The 14,802-nt window shown below is 39.8% G+C and carries 16 protein-coding genes; 12 read left to right on the forward strand and 4 right to left on the reverse strand.

Annotated features, from left to right (window positions below):
- The 11 genes from WG906_RS18080 to WG906_RS18125 all read left to right on the forward strand — a co-directional run.
- On the forward strand, positions 1-1,730 hold a 1,730-nt coding region (locus tag WG906_RS18080), incomplete at its 5' end, for a heavy metal translocating P-type ATPase (RefSeq protein WP_339994278.1).
- A 44-nt stretch (positions 1,731-1,774) separates the two neighbouring features.
- The gene (locus WG906_RS18085; RefSeq protein ID WP_339994280.1) at positions 1,775-2,821 is read left to right on the forward strand and encodes a hypothetical protein; all 1,047 of its coding nucleotides are present in this window, start codon (positions 1,775-1,777) and stop codon (positions 2,819-2,821) included.
- A 19-nt stretch (positions 2,822-2,840) separates the two neighbouring features.
- Positions 2,841-3,899, forward strand: a complete 1,059-nt coding sequence (locus WG906_RS18090) for a class I fructose-bisphosphate aldolase (protein ID WP_339994281.1) — start codon at positions 2,841-2,843, stop codon at positions 3,897-3,899.
- A 9-nt stretch (positions 3,900-3,908) separates the two neighbouring features.
- Positions 3,909-4,475, forward strand: a complete 567-nt coding sequence (locus WG906_RS18095) for a helix-turn-helix domain-containing protein (RefSeq protein ID WP_339994282.1) — start codon at positions 3,909-3,911, stop codon at positions 4,473-4,475.
- Between the two features lie 27 nt (positions 4,476-4,502).
- The gene (locus WG906_RS18100; RefSeq protein ID WP_339994283.1) at positions 4,503-5,057 is read left to right on the forward strand and encodes a helix-turn-helix domain-containing protein; all 555 of its coding nucleotides are present in this window, start codon (positions 4,503-4,505) and stop codon (positions 5,055-5,057) included.
- A gap of 125 nt (positions 5,058-5,182) precedes the next feature.
- A complete protein-coding gene (locus tag WG906_RS18105) occupies positions 5,183-7,438 on the forward strand; it encodes a heavy metal translocating P-type ATPase (protein WP_339994284.1) in 2,256 nt (751 codons plus the stop codon).
- A gap of 41 nt (positions 7,439-7,479) precedes the next feature.
- Positions 7,480-8,256: an FAD-binding oxidoreductase gene (locus tag WG906_RS18110; RefSeq protein WP_339994285.1), complete on the forward strand. Its 777-nt coding sequence runs from the start codon at positions 7,480-7,482 to the stop codon at positions 8,254-8,256.
- Complete coding sequence (locus WG906_RS19515) at positions 8,235-8,486, forward strand: 2Fe-2S iron-sulfur cluster-binding protein (RefSeq protein WP_431844492.1); 252 nt, start codon at positions 8,235-8,237, stop codon at positions 8,484-8,486. The genes WG906_RS18110 and WG906_RS19515 overlap by 22 nt, the downstream gene beginning before the upstream one ends.
- 112 nt (positions 8,487-8,598) lie before the next feature.
- Entirely contained in the window at positions 8,599-8,805 is a 207-nt protein-coding gene (locus tag WG906_RS18115; protein WP_339994287.1) for a heavy-metal-associated domain-containing protein, read from the forward strand.
- Between the two features lie 87 nt (positions 8,806-8,892).
- Positions 8,893-9,699 carry an alpha/beta fold hydrolase gene (locus tag WG906_RS18120; protein ID WP_339994288.1) on the forward strand — a complete coding sequence of 269 codons (807 nt, stop codon included), beginning with the start codon at positions 8,893-8,895 and terminating at the stop codon, positions 9,697-9,699.
- A 185-nt stretch (positions 9,700-9,884) separates the two neighbouring features.
- Entirely contained in the window at positions 9,885-10,358 is a 474-nt protein-coding gene (locus tag WG906_RS18125) for a hypothetical protein (RefSeq protein ID WP_339994290.1), read from the forward strand.
- A 22-nt stretch (positions 10,359-10,380) separates the two neighbouring features.
- Here WG906_RS18125 and WG906_RS18130 read toward each other — a convergent pair whose 3' ends face one another.
- The 4 genes from WG906_RS18130 to WG906_RS18145 all read right to left on the reverse strand — a co-directional run bounded on the left by WG906_RS18130 (position 10,381) and on the right by WG906_RS18145 (position 13,112).
- The gene (locus WG906_RS18130; RefSeq protein ID WP_339994292.1) at positions 10,381-10,815 is read right to left on the reverse strand and encodes a hypothetical protein; all 435 of its coding nucleotides are present in this window, start codon (positions 10,813-10,815) and stop codon (positions 10,381-10,383) included.
- An 8-nt stretch (positions 10,816-10,823) separates the two neighbouring features.
- Positions 10,824-11,123, reverse strand: coding sequence for a hypothetical protein (locus tag WG906_RS18135; protein WP_339994293.1), 300 nt, complete (start codon positions 11,121-11,123; stop codon positions 10,824-10,826).
- Between the two features lie 269 nt (positions 11,124-11,392).
- Positions 11,393-12,634 carry a Y-family DNA polymerase gene (locus tag WG906_RS18140; protein WP_339994294.1) on the reverse strand — a complete coding sequence of 414 codons (1,242 nt, stop codon included), beginning with the start codon at positions 12,632-12,634 and terminating at the stop codon, positions 11,393-11,395.
- A complete protein-coding gene (locus tag WG906_RS18145) occupies positions 12,612-13,112 on the reverse strand; it encodes a LexA family protein (RefSeq protein WP_339994296.1) in 501 nt (166 codons plus the stop codon). The genes WG906_RS18140 and WG906_RS18145 overlap by 23 nt, the downstream gene beginning before the upstream one ends.
- A gap of 562 nt (positions 13,113-13,674) precedes the next feature.
- Between WG906_RS18145 and WG906_RS18150 the strand changes: the two genes are divergently transcribed.
- Entirely contained in the window at positions 13,675-14,631 is a 957-nt protein-coding gene (locus WG906_RS18150; protein WP_339994297.1) for an HNH endonuclease, read from the forward strand.
- Positions 14,632-14,802 lie beyond the last annotated feature (171 nt).

The raw sequence follows: 14,802 nt of genomic DNA on the forward strand, positions 1-14,802 counted from the left end.
AGATTAATCCGGGAATGATGACGCTGATAGCTGTAGCCATAACCGTGGCATACATATACAGTACGGCAGTTATTTTTGGCTTGGAGGGCATGGATTTCTTTTGGGAACTGGCAACCCTGATTGATATTATGTTGCTTGGGCATTATTTTGAAATGCGTTCTCAGATGGCTGCATCACGTGCATTAGAGTCGCTAGTGGCACTACTACCTTCAGTTGTTCATATAGAGCGAAATGGAACTGTAACAGACATTCCGTTGAATGAGCTTAAAAAGGATGATACCATTTTAATAAAGCCCGGAGAAAAAATAGCAGCTGACGGAAAGATAGTCGATGGACATTCTTCGGTAAACGAAAGTATGCTAACAGGAGAAAGCCTTCCTGTTGAAAAGCAGAAAGATGACCAGGTAATAGGCGGTTCTATCAACGGAGATGGTTCATTGAAAGTGATAGTTACGGGTGCTGGATCAGAAAGCTATCTTAATAAAGTAATTAACTTGGTTCAGGGGGCGCAGGCAACTAAGTCCTCAACAGAAAACCTAGCAAATACGGTAGCAAAATGGCTAACTTATGTTTCCCTGACTGTCGGTATCACAACGTTCATTTTTTGGTTTAGTAAGGAAGGGGATCTGGCTTTTGCCTTAGAAAGGATGGTGACAGTAATGGTGACATCCTGCCCTCATGCGCTTGGAGTTGCAATACCTTTGGTTGTCGCGATTTCAACCTCTCAGGCTGCTATTAATGGACTTTTGATCAGAAACCGTACAGCTTTTGAAAACTCGAGAAAACTCAGCCTCATAATTTTTGATAAAACCGGAACACTAACAGAGGGTTCGCACCAGGTAAAGCAGGTTATTTCTTTAGATGGGCAATATAGTGAAGATGATATCCTTCAGTACGCTGCTGCTCTACAGCAAAATTCCGAACATTACATTGCCAAAGGAGTCTTAAAAATCTTAAAAGAAAAGGGCCTAGAGCTTTGGGCATCTGAGAATTTTGGATATTTACCAGGTGCCGGGGTTACGGGAATAGTTAACGGTAAGAATATCGTAGCCGGAGGGCCAAACTATTTCAAAAAAGTTAATCAATCAGTTCCAACTATCCCCGCTAAGATTAATCAGGCATCAGAAACCGTGAACTTTCTGGTTATTGATGAAAAACCAGTAGGTATTATCACCCTTGCTGATACCATACGCCCAACATCGAATGCAGCTATTGCAGAACTTAAATCTATGGGAATTAAAACCTATTTACTTACCGGAGATAATGAGCATGTTGCGAAGTCGGTCGCTGATACCCTGGGAATGGATGGCTATTTAGCCAATGTTTTGCCTGATCAAAAGCAGGAAAAAGTAAAAGAATTCCAGGCAAAAGGTGAAATAGTGGCCATGACAGGTGATGGAGTAAATGATGCGCCAGCTTTAGCACAGGCAGATGTAGGTATTGCCATTGGTTCGGGAACGGATGTTGCGGCAGAAACTGCCGACATTATTTTGGTAAACAGCGATCCTCAAGATGTTGTAAGTATGATAAAGTTTGGAAGAGCAACCTATAGGAAGATGATTCAGAATCTTGTTTGGGCAGTTGGTTATAACGTTGTGGCCATTCCATTAGCAGCAGGTATCCTATATCCCTCATTTATGCTTAGTCCGGCAGCCGGGGCTGTTTTGATGAGCGCCAGTACAATCATAGTCGCCATAAATGCTCAATTATTACGAAGAATTTCTATTTAGTATGATAAACAATTATTCCTCCGCCTAATGTTTAAATTTAAGATATGAAAAGAGCCCTTTTTATTTTTCTGATGATTTCGATCTCTACTGTATCTCAGGGTACAGAGAATTTACCTGCAACTATCGCTGAAGGTAAGCAACCACAATTAAGTATAGATACGAAAGGTATTATAAGGATAGCCTTTGGCTTTGAGAATAAGATTTACTGCTCTACTTCGTCTGATAAAGGAGTAACGTTTTCAAAGCCTGCATTTGTAGCCGAAGTTCCAACGATGCATTTAGGAATGACCAGAGGTCCCCAAATAGCCAGTTCGGTTAACTATTCTATAATAAGCGCGATTGATAAAGCGGGCAAAATTTATAGCTTCAAACTAGATCATGCCTTGAAAAAGTGGGCAAAGATTGACTTAGTCAACGATGCTAAGGATTCTGCACCCGAAGCACTAATGAGTATAACAGCCGATAATAAGGATAACTTTTACGCTGTATGGCTGGACACCAGAATGATGGAAAAGAACAATATCTACTTTTCTTCATTATCAGGAAAGGCAACACACTGGAAGAAAAATATTTTAGCTTACAAGGGACCGGAGGGAAACGTATGCGAATGCTGTAAACCAAGTATTGCTGCCAAAGGCTCATTAGTGACGATAATGTTTCGAAATTGGGTCAATGGCTCCCGTGACTTGTATCTGCTTAAGTCTGCCAATCAAGGTAAATCATTCAGTGCGGCTCAAAAGCTTGGTTTGGGAACCTGGAAACTTAAAGGATGTCCAATGGATGGCGGCGGACTTGCAATAGATAATGCAGGCAATATTCATACAGCCTGGAAGCGTGAAGGCTCGGTTTTTTACTGCAAACCGGGAGAAAAAGAAAGAGAGATCAGTACAGGCAGAGGAGTAAGCATAACTACAACTGGTAATAAACCACTAGTTATTTATCAGGATAATGGTGTTGTAAGCTTGGTTTCCTTAGACAATCAAAAATTGTTTACCAATAAAGGAAGCTCTCTGAAATCTCTTGTTCTCCCGGACAATAAAATATTATGTGTTTGGGAAGATGATAATAAAATACGATTCAAAAAAATATAACAATAATAGATCTATGGCTATGAACTACCAAGAAATAACAAACTTGCTCTGCGACAAGGCAGATTACTTGCTGAATTATAAAAGTAAAACTATAGCAAAGGAATTGCTTCATATTCCCTCCCCTCAATTCTTGGACGAGATATTTGCTTTAAGTAATCGAAATCCGCAGGTTTTACGAAGTTTAAGTTCTTTATATAATCATGGCAGGCTAGCCAATACAGGATACTTGTCAATTCTTCCTATTGACCAGGGAATCGAGCATACGGCAGGTTCTGCATTCGCTGCTAATCCTATTTATTTCGACCCCGAAAATATCGTTCGGTTAGCTATTGAAGGTGGTTGTAATGCGGTAGCCACAACATTCGGGAATCTGGCAATGATGTCCCGAAAGTATGCTCATAAGATTCCATTTCTTGTTAAAATTAATCATAACGAATTACTTACTTACCCCACAAAGTATGATCAGATTATGTTCGGCAGTGTAGAAAGCGCATGGAACTTAGGAGCAGTAGCTGTAGGTGCTACTATCTATTTTGGGTCCGAAAATTCAAGCAGACAAATTGTTGAGGTGGCTGAAGCTTTTGAAAGGGCGCATCAGTTAGGGATGGCTTGTATATTATGGTGTTACACCCGAAATAACGGTTTCAAAAAAGACGATGTCAATTACGAAACAGCAGCTGATATTACGGGTCAGGCAAATCATTTGGGGGTTACTATCCAGGCAGATATTATTAAACAGAAAATGCCTGAAAGTAACGGAGGGTTTACCGCAATAAATTTCTCAAAGAGTGATGCGAGAATGTATTCAGAACTAGCCTCTGAACATCCGATAGATTTATGCAGATATCAGGTGGCAAATTGCTATATGGGTAGAGCAGGATTGATTAATTCAGGTGGGGAATCAAAAGGAGAGACAGATTTAGCCGAATCAGTAAAAACAGCCGTTATAAATAAGAGAGCTGGGGGAACGGGGCTAATCTTGGGACGAAAGGCATTTCAACGGCCTTTTGAAGATGGGGTTAAATTCCTTCAAAGCATACAAGATGTTTACTTGACTAAAGAAATTGATTTAGCGTAATAAACGAGCATGGAACTTTATATAAAAAATATGGTATGTGGCCGGTGTATAAAAGTTGTTCAGGAAGAACTCTTAAAACTTGGCTTACACCCGCTTAAAATAGAATTAGGAATAGTAAAACTGGAAGAGGATTGGATTGATCCTGTAAAACAGTCTGATTTAAGTGAGATATTGAATGAACTAGGTTTTGAGCTTCTGGATAGCAGCCGAACTAAGCTTATCGAACAAATTAAAAGCATTGTGATTAATAAAATCTATTATTCTGAAGGTCTCGATGAAAAGGTCAACTGGTCAAAGCTTATCTCCGATAAATGCTTTCATGAGTACAACTACCTCAGTACATTATTTTCTTCTGTTGAGGGTATCACAATCGAACAATTTATCATTAGGCAAAAGATAGAGCGGGTAAAAGAATTTCTTTTTTACGACGAGCTAAATCTCGGAGAGATAGCAAATAAACTGGGATACAGCAGTATCGCCCACTTGTCTGGCCAATTTAAAAAGGTTACTGGTCAGACGCCTTCAGCATTCAAAAAGTTGAGAATGCAAAGAAAAGCAATCGATAATATCACTTAGCTAGTTGAAAGATAATTGACTTAATTTATGACTGAACTTTATATAAAAAACATGGTTTGCAAATGCTGCATACATGTTGTTAAAGTTGAACTTCTAAATTTAGGGTGGACACCTACTCAAGTTGAACTAGGTTATGCGAAGGTTAAAGAAACGTTGAATGATGCTGAAAAAGCGGAGTTGGTCAATAATCTGAAAAAATTTGATTTAGATCTTATCGATACAAAAAGGAGTATTATAGGTGAGAAAATGAAAACCATCATTTTTCAAACGATACACCAGAGTGATTCTCTTTCACAAAAGATGGATTGGTATCACATCATAACAAGTCAACTTCCAGAATCATACACGCAAGAGCGCCTTAGCAGGCACTTTTCCTCATACGCAGGGAAAACCTTAGAAGGGTATATAATAGAGCAAAAAGTGGAACGAGCTAAAGAGCTGATTTATAGAAATGAGCTTCCTTTAGGGATCGTTGCACAAAAACTTGGCTATGCTAGCTTACCCCACTTGTCCAGCCAGTTTAAACAAGTAACTGGTTATACTGCAACTCAATATAAACGTCTGCACAAACACAAAGCTTAATGGGTGTGAAGTGTTTTCCAGGTCAGACATAAACATAAAACCTTTAAATTATATAATTCTTTCACTTAATCCTGTAAAGTTTCCGGGGTTGGGCGGTTGTAGCTTTGTAGAATAAATTGATAATTATGTCAACTACAACTATACTACAACACAAGGAAAAGAGCATAGGTGCTGCAAAAAAGACCTTTCCGTTAACAGGGATGACTTGCGCAGGATGTGCGATCAGTGTTGAATCAATGCTTAGATCTGCTAATGGCGTAATTGATGCGGGAGTTAATTTCGCTAATCAGACTGCCTGGGCTGAATACGATGAGACTAAAACCAATCCCGGTGAATTGCAAAAAGCTATTCGTTCGGTTGGCTACGACCTGATCGTGGATGTCGATGATCCTTCCGCTGTTCAGGAGGAGTTGCAGCTTAAGCACTACAATGAGGTAAAACATAGAACCATTTGGGCATCTATATTGTCTTTTCCGGTATTTATTATAGGGATGTTCTTTATGGATATGCCCTATGGCACATGGATTTCCATGGTTCTTACAGCCCCGGTTCTCTTTTGGTTTGGGAGAAATTTCTTCATTAACGCCTGGAAACAGGCCAAACACGGTAAAGCGAACATGGATACTCTGGTTGCTTTAAGTACGGGAATTGCATTTTTGTTTAGTGCTTTCAACACCATCTATCCGGAGTTTTGGCACAGCAGAGGAATACATGCACACGTTTACTATGAAGCAGCTTCGGTAATCATCGCTTTTATTTCTTTAGGTAAGCTTTTGGAAGAAAAGGCTAAATCCAATACGTCCTCAGCAATTAAAAAGTTGATGGGCTTGCAGCCAAAAACAGTACGGGTTATTCTGGAAGGTGAAGAGCAGGAAATCCCAATAGCCTCGGTTGAAATAGGCAGTGTTATCATCCTACGACCTGGAGAAAAAGTCCCTGTTGACGGGGCTGTTGTTTCAGGTACCTCTTATGTCGATGAAAGCATGATTACCGGAGAACCCATACCTGTTCAAAAGGAAAAGGATGACAAGGTTTTTGCTGGTACCGTCAATCAGAAAGGAAGCTTTCAATTTGTTGCTGAAAAGGTTGGAAGCGATACGCTACTTGCTCATATTATTAAAATGGTGCAGGAGGCCCAGGGAAGTAAAGCTCCCGTTCAGAAGTTAGTCGATAAAATCGCCGGAATCTTTGTTCCGGTGGTGATGGGAATAGCGGTCCTCACCTTTATTACCTGGATGTTAGTTGGAGGTGAAAATGCCTTTACACATGCTTTGCTTACTTCCGTAACTGTTTTAGTTATTGCCTGTCCATGTGCCTTAGGTCTTGCAACCCCAACAGCGATAATGGTCGGAGTTGGAAAAGGAGCGGAAAATAATATCCTGATCAAGGATGCCGAAAGTCTCGAACTAGGGCACAAAGTGAATGCGATCATACTTGACAAAACCGGAACCATCACCGAAGGAAAACCGGTCGTTACAGAAATGATTTGGGATACAGAAGCCGAAAAGAACGAAGATTACAAAAGAATTCTTTTTAGCCTTGAAATACAATCTGAACACCCCTTAGCTGAAGCCGTTGTCAATAATTTGAAAGAAAGCAATATCTCCAGTGTTTCTCTGAGTATGTTTGAAAGCTTGACAGCACGAGGCGTAACCGGAAGCTATGACAATAAAACCTTTTTTGCCGGCAATAGAAAATTGATCGACGAGAATTCGGTTGGAATTGCTCAGTCCTTAGCTGCTAAAGCTGATGAACTACAGCAAAAGGCAAACACAGTAATCTACTTTTCAGATAGTGAAAAAGTATTGGCGGTTGTAGCCATTGCAGATAGGGTTAAAGCTTCATCCAAGGCAGCTATAAAGACCTTGCAGGATATGAACATCGATGTTTATATGCTTACAGGAGACAATAATCAAACGGCAGCCGCAGTAGCAAAAGAAGTAGGGATATCCCAATTTAAAGCTGAGGTGCTACCTTCTGATAAAGCAGATTTTGTTAAAGAGCTACAGTCGAAGGGAAAAGTGGTTGCTATGGTTGGGGATGGAATAAATGATTCTCATGCTCTGGCGCAAGCAGATGTAAGCATCGCAATGGGAAAAGGCTCTGATATAGCCATGGACGTTGCTAAAATCACTTTGATTACCTCAGATCTGCAATCCATCCCAAAAGCTTTAAAACTGTCCAAAAGAACTGTTCAAACCATCAAGCAAAACCTCTTCTGGGCATTCATCTATAACGTTATCGGTATTCCTTTAGCGGCAGGCGTTCTTTATTCCTTCAATGGATTCCTTCTTGATCCGATGATTGCTGGCGCAGCAATGGCATTAAGTTCTGTATCGGTAGTGAGTAATAGCTTAAGATTAAGAGCTGCCAGATTATAGTCATGGAAAATAAGAATCATGTTTGGTACTTAAATGAAGTGGTGCAGGAAACTAACGATACTATCACTATTCGATTTAGCACTGGAGGAAAGCCGTTTCAATTCTTTGCAGGTCAGTTTGTGAATATTGGTCTTATTATAGACGGCGAACTTGTTTCGAGGTCTTATTCCCTTAGTTCGTCTCCAAACGAGCAACATCCTTCCATTACTGTTAAAAAAGTACCAGGCGGTGTGATGAGTAGCTATCTTCTTGATAATGCTCATAATATCTTGGAATGGGATATTGAGGGGCCTTATGGAAATTTTATCTTGAACGAACCCATAATACAAGATAAGTCCTTCTGTTTTCTGGGAGGAGGAAGTGGTATTACTCCCTTGTTTTCTATAATGAAAACCCTTAAGGAAGAAGCTCATTCTCCCCTTCATTTAATCTACGCAAATAGAAATGAGAACGACGTAATTTTTAAGGATGCCATAGAGAAGCTTGTTAATGATGGCAAAGCTAGGGTTTTCCATGCTCTCACAGGTGATGTTTCCTCTGATGCATATGGCGAAGAACTATATAAGGGTCGGTTGAATAAGTTGATTGTTAAAAAACTCATTAAACATAAGTTCACGGACCCTGCTAATGTGATTTTCTACATTTGTGGCCCTGAGAAGTTAATGGAAGTATATAAAGAAGCGGTGATATCGTTGGGTGTACACGAAGAACAGACCTTTTTGGAAAACTTTTCCCTTGAAGACAACAGCACTGATGAAGTACCCCTGCCGAAGGAACTACACGAGGTACTACTGCCGTGTATGAGTCTACGAGCCTGATTGATGTAAAGGCAGGCCAGAGCATTTTGGAAGCTGCCCTCGAGAACGGGCTCCCGGTAAAGTATTCATGTAAGAACGGTACTTGTGGTTCTTGCTGGGGTAGGTATTCAGACGGAGAAGTAAATATGATTAAGAATCACGCCCTGACTAAGGAGGAGGTAGAAGATAACTATATTTTGCTTTGCCAGACTTACCCAATGAACGATGAGGTCACCGTTCACGTAGGCTGAAAAATGCAAGAAATTATATAATTCTTTAAAGGGATTGTATAAAGAAGAAGGGCTGTAGCAGCCGTAAATTTGTATAACAAACAAAAGAGTTTAGACTTAAAATTCAAATAAAATGGAAGCATTAAAATTCAAAACAAATATCAAGTGTACCGGCTGCTTAGCTAAAGTAACACCAGCGTTAAACGAAACAGTCGGCGAAGATAACTGGGAAGTGGATTTGGAAGATCCGAATAAAACACTAACAGTGGTTGCAGATGCATCAGAAAATGAAATAGTGGCAGCTGTGAAAGAAGCTGGCTACGAAGCGGAAAAGGTTTAGGTTAAGTTTAGAAGAAAAGAAAGGCCCTCATTAGAAAGGGTCTTTTTTATTTCCTTCAAATATCTCGTCAAAACATCTCAATTTAAAATGGATATAACACATATAAGGTATTTTGGGGATGATGACAATCTTCTTTTCGCAAGCACTTTGGGATCAGGCCGAGCTATAGTTATGCTACATGGTGGTGGTCCTGACCGTCAAAGTATTATTCCATTCGCAGCCCTGCTGAAGGATAAATACCGAGTGATCTTCCCGGACATCCGCGGTTATGGGGAATCTCATTGCTTTGAAGAAGCAAAACATACCTGGGGTCAATATGCCAACGATGTACTTTCTTTGATTGATTTTCTGAGCCTTGATAGAATTGTAATAAGTGGTATGGGCCTGGGAGCTTCAATTGCTGAAAGATTCGTGATCCTTTATCCGGAAAGAGTGTCAGCTTTAATCCTAATCAGTCCTGAAACTTTGGATAAGGAGGGCGAGGGATCGTCGAACGAGGAAATTGAAATGTTGGAACGATGCAGTCAGGATGCCAGGCAAGACGGATTAATTGAAGCGTGGAAACCTTTTTTGCCTCATCTTGCGCCCTTGATAAACGTCATGGTGCAAGAGGCGATTCCTAGAACAAACGCTGAAAGCTTTGCTGCTGCGATGGCAATTGTACATAGCCGCAGACTGGAAAGTTGGAAGCAATTATCCAAGATCATTGCACCAACACTTGTCATACCTGGGAGCGATGTCAGACATGATTCTAGTATTGGAAGTCAATATTTAGATTTGATTCCAAATTGCTACTTGGGCAACCCTATAGATTGGCAACAAATTCAAACCGTAGATCAATTCGCTGAGCTGGTTGCCCCGCAAATTTTGAACTTTCTTAAACTTCTTAACTGATCAAAAACCTATTTTAGATAAAAATTGCAACAATGACTTTGACACCATTTTTTCGCAAACTAGGACTCACAGCACATATTACTTTTTCTGTCGGTTGGCTTGGTTCTGTAGCAGGCTTTTTGGCTTTGGCAATAGCATGAATTCATAGCGTCGACTCTCAATTTGTACGTTCGTCATATCTATCGATGGACCTGATTGCCTGGGTTATAATAATCCCATTTTGTATAGGATCTTTACTTACAGGAATTATTCAATCTGTGGGAACACAATGGGGACTATTTAAACATTATTGGGTTGTTGTTAAATTAGTGATGACTGTCATCAGCACCATAATTTTACTCGCCCATATGCAACCGATCAGCTATTTAGCGGAAGTCGCATCAAAAGAAGCACTTTCATATTCAGAACTTCGAGGCTTAAGGAAGCAACTAATATTCGATGCGGGGGCAGCTTTGCTAGTTCTATTGGTAACTATAACAATTTCTGTGTATAAACCCTGGGGCAAAACTCCATATGGGTTGCGCAGTAAAAATATAAAAGGAATTGATGGACAAAGTAAAAGGTCGTGGGGATTGTACGTCTTGCTGGGATTGATAACTATATTAATATTGCTTTTTATAGCTACACATTTAGCTGGGGACGGTTTTGGTCATCACTAGGCGCTTAACGCATCATGGTTTTTTAGGGTTGAGTCAAAGGTAATTCCTCAATTATTATAAAATTACCAAAGTCAATATCTTTTTTTCCAAAGCGTTTTACCTTCTCCTCTTTAATCACCTTGTTGTTAATTTTCCAACATATATTCCAATCTGGTTTTGCAGGGAAGATAATTGGAAGAGCCAGTTTCCCTGTATCTTTCTTAAACTTAGGCTTCCATATCCAAGCAGGTGCATGTCGATTGGACATATATGGCTCCACCGACCAAAGCTCAATAGATCCCGTTGCTTTAGTAAGTTTTCTTGGGTTATCATGAGGGACTAATATCTTATACAAATATTTGTCATTGGCAGAATTAAAAGATTCAAAATCCTTTACATCCGGATATTCTTTAAAACCTAATCGCTTCCAGGCTTTTATTGATTTGGAAGGTTGACAGTGTAATTGTACTACCGCCATGCCTTTCTTCAGTAGTTTAGTACACAAGACTCAATTAAAATTCGCCCATAACCCTGCCTTCTGTAACCAACTTTTATCTCGGTTATTCGAATTTCAGTTACACGTTCGTATTCATACCATGTTACAAACCCTATGACCAACTCATTTAAAATAATAATGGCAATTTTATTCTTAGAAAAAGAATCTTCAATACTGCCCCAATTACAGTAAAAACCTTCATGATAGAGCTCTTGCTCCTCAATTAACCAATCTTTGATGTTATCCAGTTGTTTGATGGAAGGCTTGAAGGATACTTTTAATTCACTCATTTTTGAAAATGGTTCTATTGTTGCAGAAAGCTTTAAAATTAGTGTTGGTACATTACAATACTCAATAAAAACCACCTTATAGGCCTGAATAGCGATTTCTGAATTTGTTGGTTAGCATAAGTACCTTATTCCCCCCCCTCTTCTTTGAAAATAAGTCCATTTATTCTATTAGGGTATTGATGAACTCTTATAAAGTGACTCAAGCTGAATTCTAAAATGTGAAAATGTATTTGCGCAGTCAACGACTGCACAAATGTTATTATAGAAAATTAATAAACTTTTGCAATATCTGACCAACTGGTAGTATAGGATGCGCTTAGAAATTCCCTTCTCATATTCCAGGCCTTTTTAAAACCTTCAGCCGCAAGTCTTACGGTTCCATGCCCGTAATGGGCATTCAGCTTGTCTAGCAACTGGCTAACCTGCTTATTTTTCTTACCCTTATACTCTTCAAATAAGTGTAGCTGAATTTCATTTTCAGGGATGAGACCTGTTGCAAACAGTTCTACTTTTAAAAATAAATAACCTTTACAGTAAATCTTTCTTAATCCTGAAACAGCGTGTTTAACCAGCTCGTTTGTATCATTCGCGGGGTGAGGCAGGGCAATTGAAATTCCCGGAAAGATCTGCGGTAGCTCTGTTCGAAATTTGTTTGTGATCAGCCGGACGTTTAATATCGTTGCACAGCTTTTATCCTGCCGTAATTTTTCCGAGAGCCGGTGAGCATAACTCGCGGTCGCTTCTTCTAATTCCTGGTAATTATCCGTGAGCTTACCAAAGGCTCTGGAAGTACATACTCCCTTTTTTCGTTCTGATTTATTTTCAAGATGGATGCTGCTTTTACCCCAGAGTTCATACCACATCCGGGCACCCTGAATTGTCATGGTTGTTTGTATCCAGGCAAGCGGTTTTTCGCGGAGCTGACCCGCTGTTTCAATTCCTTCAAGCAAGAGTTTCCTTAAATATGCCGGTCCTACTCCCCACAGATCATCGATCAAAAAAGCGTTCACGGCTTCCCTAATCTTTTCGTCGGTATCCAGTACGCAAACACCCCCCGTCTTTTTGGCAATTTTGTTCGCCATTTTTGCCAGCGTTTTTGTTGGCGCAACTCCTACGCTTACCGGAATGCCTGTATTCATGATCACGCTATTTCTGATGAGCTTACTGTAATCTTCAAGGTCCTCAAATCCGCTGAGGCCCAGAAAACATTCATCGATAGAATATACCTCAACCTCAGGAGTAAATCTGGCAAGGTTATTCATTACCCTTGCGCTCATATCTGCATAAAGCGTGTAATTTGAACTGAACTTTATAATTTTCCCCTGTGTGAGCCGGTCGATCTGGAACCAGGGGGTTCCCATTCTTATACCGAGATCTTTTGCTTCCTGGCTTCTTGCTATCACACAACCATCATTATTGCTCAGTACAACAATAGGCTTGTTCCGCAGTTCCGGTCGGAACAGACGTTCACAGGAGGCATAGAAATTATTACAGTCTACCAGCGCGAACATGATTTTTAAATTCGATTAGTGAACTATACACTCCTGTTACCACACCCCAGATCAGTACTTCTTCTTTTATCTCGATGGTTTTCTCATTTTCCCTTCCGGTGGTGAAATATTTCTTTTCACCGATGGCCAGTAATTGCCGGGCTTTAAATTTTCCATCGTGCCAGACTACCACAATGTTCCCTCCTCTTGGTTGCACCGATTTGTCTATTATCAGAATGGAACCTTTCTGTATCATAAAGAGGTTCATCTCGTCTGTTTCACTTTCCATAAAATATGTATTGATCGGATCCTGAACAATCCGGTCCAACACGTTTAACCTGTCCTCTTTGTAATCCGCTGCCGGCGACTGAAATCCTGAAACTTTTCCGGCATCTTCTAAAGGTTCAAACTCGATTTTTCGGGGCGTTTCTACATTCCTTAACATATCAATGAAATTGGGCTTTAAAATTACTAATATTTTTAGCAAAAAATCAGCCACCTTCTGTAACAAATTTTTAAGGGGTATGGAATGACCTTGGTTTCTTGTTTTCAGGGCAAAGGATCAAGAAAATAAAAAAAATTATTTTTTTTTGCTACGGAGTGGACTTTTAGAATTTTCCAGACTATATATAGATATAACCGGTTTGGTTATTCTTATGCTCAGGGAAGGATCATAAGATAATTAATTTCTACACCTACCATTTTTGGTAGGTGTAGACTAAGACGATGACGATTTTTTATTCGATTCGGTTTGCGTATTTTTACATCGTACGTACTACAAATCGCACTCCCCGGTAATCACCGGAAAATCGAATCACTGAAATCGAATTCTGAACATTTTAAATCACTCAGAAATGAAAAGATTTGATATTATCACGTTAATCATGGCATTCCTTTCCTTGGTTATCGCGTTTATTGAGCTGTTAATCCAGTTATAATAAACACACACTGAAGGGTTGCCGGTTAGATCGGCAACCCTTTTTTCTTTTTTGCGACTTTTTTCTTTTTTCATCGTTAAAAATATATGGAGTGATCAGTACTCTTATTTAATATTATCAATAATGAACCTTACACGAACAGACGAACGCTTTGCTTTTTTCGAGGGAAATTATCTGCCCGCCTTTCAATATATAGACCAGGGAATAATTAAGTATCTAGGCGATAAGCAAAATAAACAATGCCGCTTTTGCAAAAAGAAATCGCCGGAAACTTCCTTTAGTAACCTCGCTCATGCTATCCCCGAATTCACCGGTAACAAAACTTTGTTTTCGTATTACGAGTGTGATGCCTGTAATGCAAAGTTTTCTACACTTCTGGAAAGCCACATGGCAAATTATATGAACCTCTGGCATACATTTTCGCAGGTAAAGGGTAAAAGGGGCGTTCCGTCTTTTAAAACCGTCAATCAAAAAAAATCAAGAGTTGATATAGGGAGCGATCATATGAACGTCCAGGATCATGCCGGTGATGAGTTTGCTTTTATTGATGAGGAGGCTAAGACCATAACTTTTAAGGCGAATCGTGCCAGCTATTTTCCAATCGCTTTCTATAAGTGTTTAGTGAAAATGGCGCTAACAGTAATGCCGGAAACCGAGATAGTTCATTTTAGTAACACCATTGAATGGATCAACGAGCCCGATCATAATGACAGTCCGTTTAAGATAAATCCTCTCCTGGTATATTATGCATATGCACCGGGAATTCACCCCTTTGGGTGGCCGTCTTGCGGCTTGTTCAAACGAAGAATAAATCACAAGGAAATTGTTCCTTATATGTTTTTTCTTCTCAATTACGGAAATTTTTCATTTCAAATGCATATTCCAGTTTGTTCGATGGATGAACAGTTTCGGGGCACTCCAATGAAGGTAGCAGAATTGCCTACTTATTTAGAATTGAACAATGACGCGGGAATTTTAGCAAGGAAGAAGCTTGACTTAAGTTCCACCAAGCTTGTTAAGGGAGAAGTTGAAACAGTGGTGATGGGATTTGAAAAGTTAACCGAAAATAGGGCCCGATGAGGTAAGTACGCCTGAATAAATTTTTTTTGGGCGTTCCTTCGGACAGGCTCTGCAGGAATTCGCTCCCGCTTCCGTCTTTCGCTTTGCTTCAGACCAGCTTTATAAGCTGCCCCTCCGATCCTTAACGCTTTAACAAAAGTCCAATATAAAAAGGAAAATCTTTTACGTTTA

The organism is Pedobacter superstes (assembly GCF_037622515.1).
GTDB lineage: Bacteria > Bacteroidota > Bacteroidia > Sphingobacteriales > Sphingobacteriaceae > Paradesertivirga > Paradesertivirga superstes.

Excerpts from the sequence above, each read along its gene's own strand:
- WG906_RS18150 (WP_339994297.1), top strand. The coding sequence starts at position 13,675 with ATGAACCTTACACGAACAGACGAACGCTTTGCTTTTTTCGAGGGAAAT.
- WG906_RS18115 (WP_339994287.1), top strand. The coding sequence starts at position 8,599 with ATGGAAGCATTAAAATTCAAAACAAATATCAAGTGTACCGGCTGCTTA.
- WG906_RS18085 (WP_339994280.1), top strand. The coding sequence starts at position 1,775 with ATGAAAAGAGCCCTTTTTATTTTTCTGATGATTTCGATCTCTACTGTA.
- WG906_RS18095 (WP_339994282.1), top strand. The coding sequence starts at position 3,909 with ATGGAACTTTATATAAAAAATATGGTATGTGGCCGGTGTATAAAAGTT.
- WG906_RS18125 (WP_339994290.1), top strand. The coding sequence starts at position 9,885 with ATGGACCTGATTGCCTGGGTTATAATAATCCCATTTTGTATAGGATCT.
- WG906_RS18100 (WP_339994283.1), top strand. The coding sequence starts at position 4,503 with ATGACTGAACTTTATATAAAAAACATGGTTTGCAAATGCTGCATACAT.
- WG906_RS18090 (WP_339994281.1), top strand. The coding sequence starts at position 2,841 with ATGAACTACCAAGAAATAACAAACTTGCTCTGCGACAAGGCAGATTAC.
- WG906_RS18120 (WP_339994288.1), top strand. The coding sequence starts at position 8,893 with ATGGATATAACACATATAAGGTATTTTGGGGATGATGACAATCTTCTT.
- WG906_RS18135 (WP_339994293.1), bottom strand. The coding sequence starts at position 11,123 with ATGAGTGAATTAAAAGTATCCTTCAAGCCTTCCATCAAACAACTGGAT.
- WG906_RS18140 (WP_339994294.1), bottom strand. The coding sequence starts at position 12,634 with ATGTTCGCGCTGGTAGACTGTAATAATTTCTATGCCTCCTGTGAACGT.
- WG906_RS18130 (WP_339994292.1), bottom strand. The coding sequence starts at position 10,815 with ATGGCGGTAGTACAATTACACTGTCAACCTTCCAAATCAATAAAAGCC.
- WG906_RS18105 (WP_339994284.1), top strand. The coding sequence starts at position 5,183 with ATGTCAACTACAACTATACTACAACACAAGGAAAAGAGCATAGGTGCT.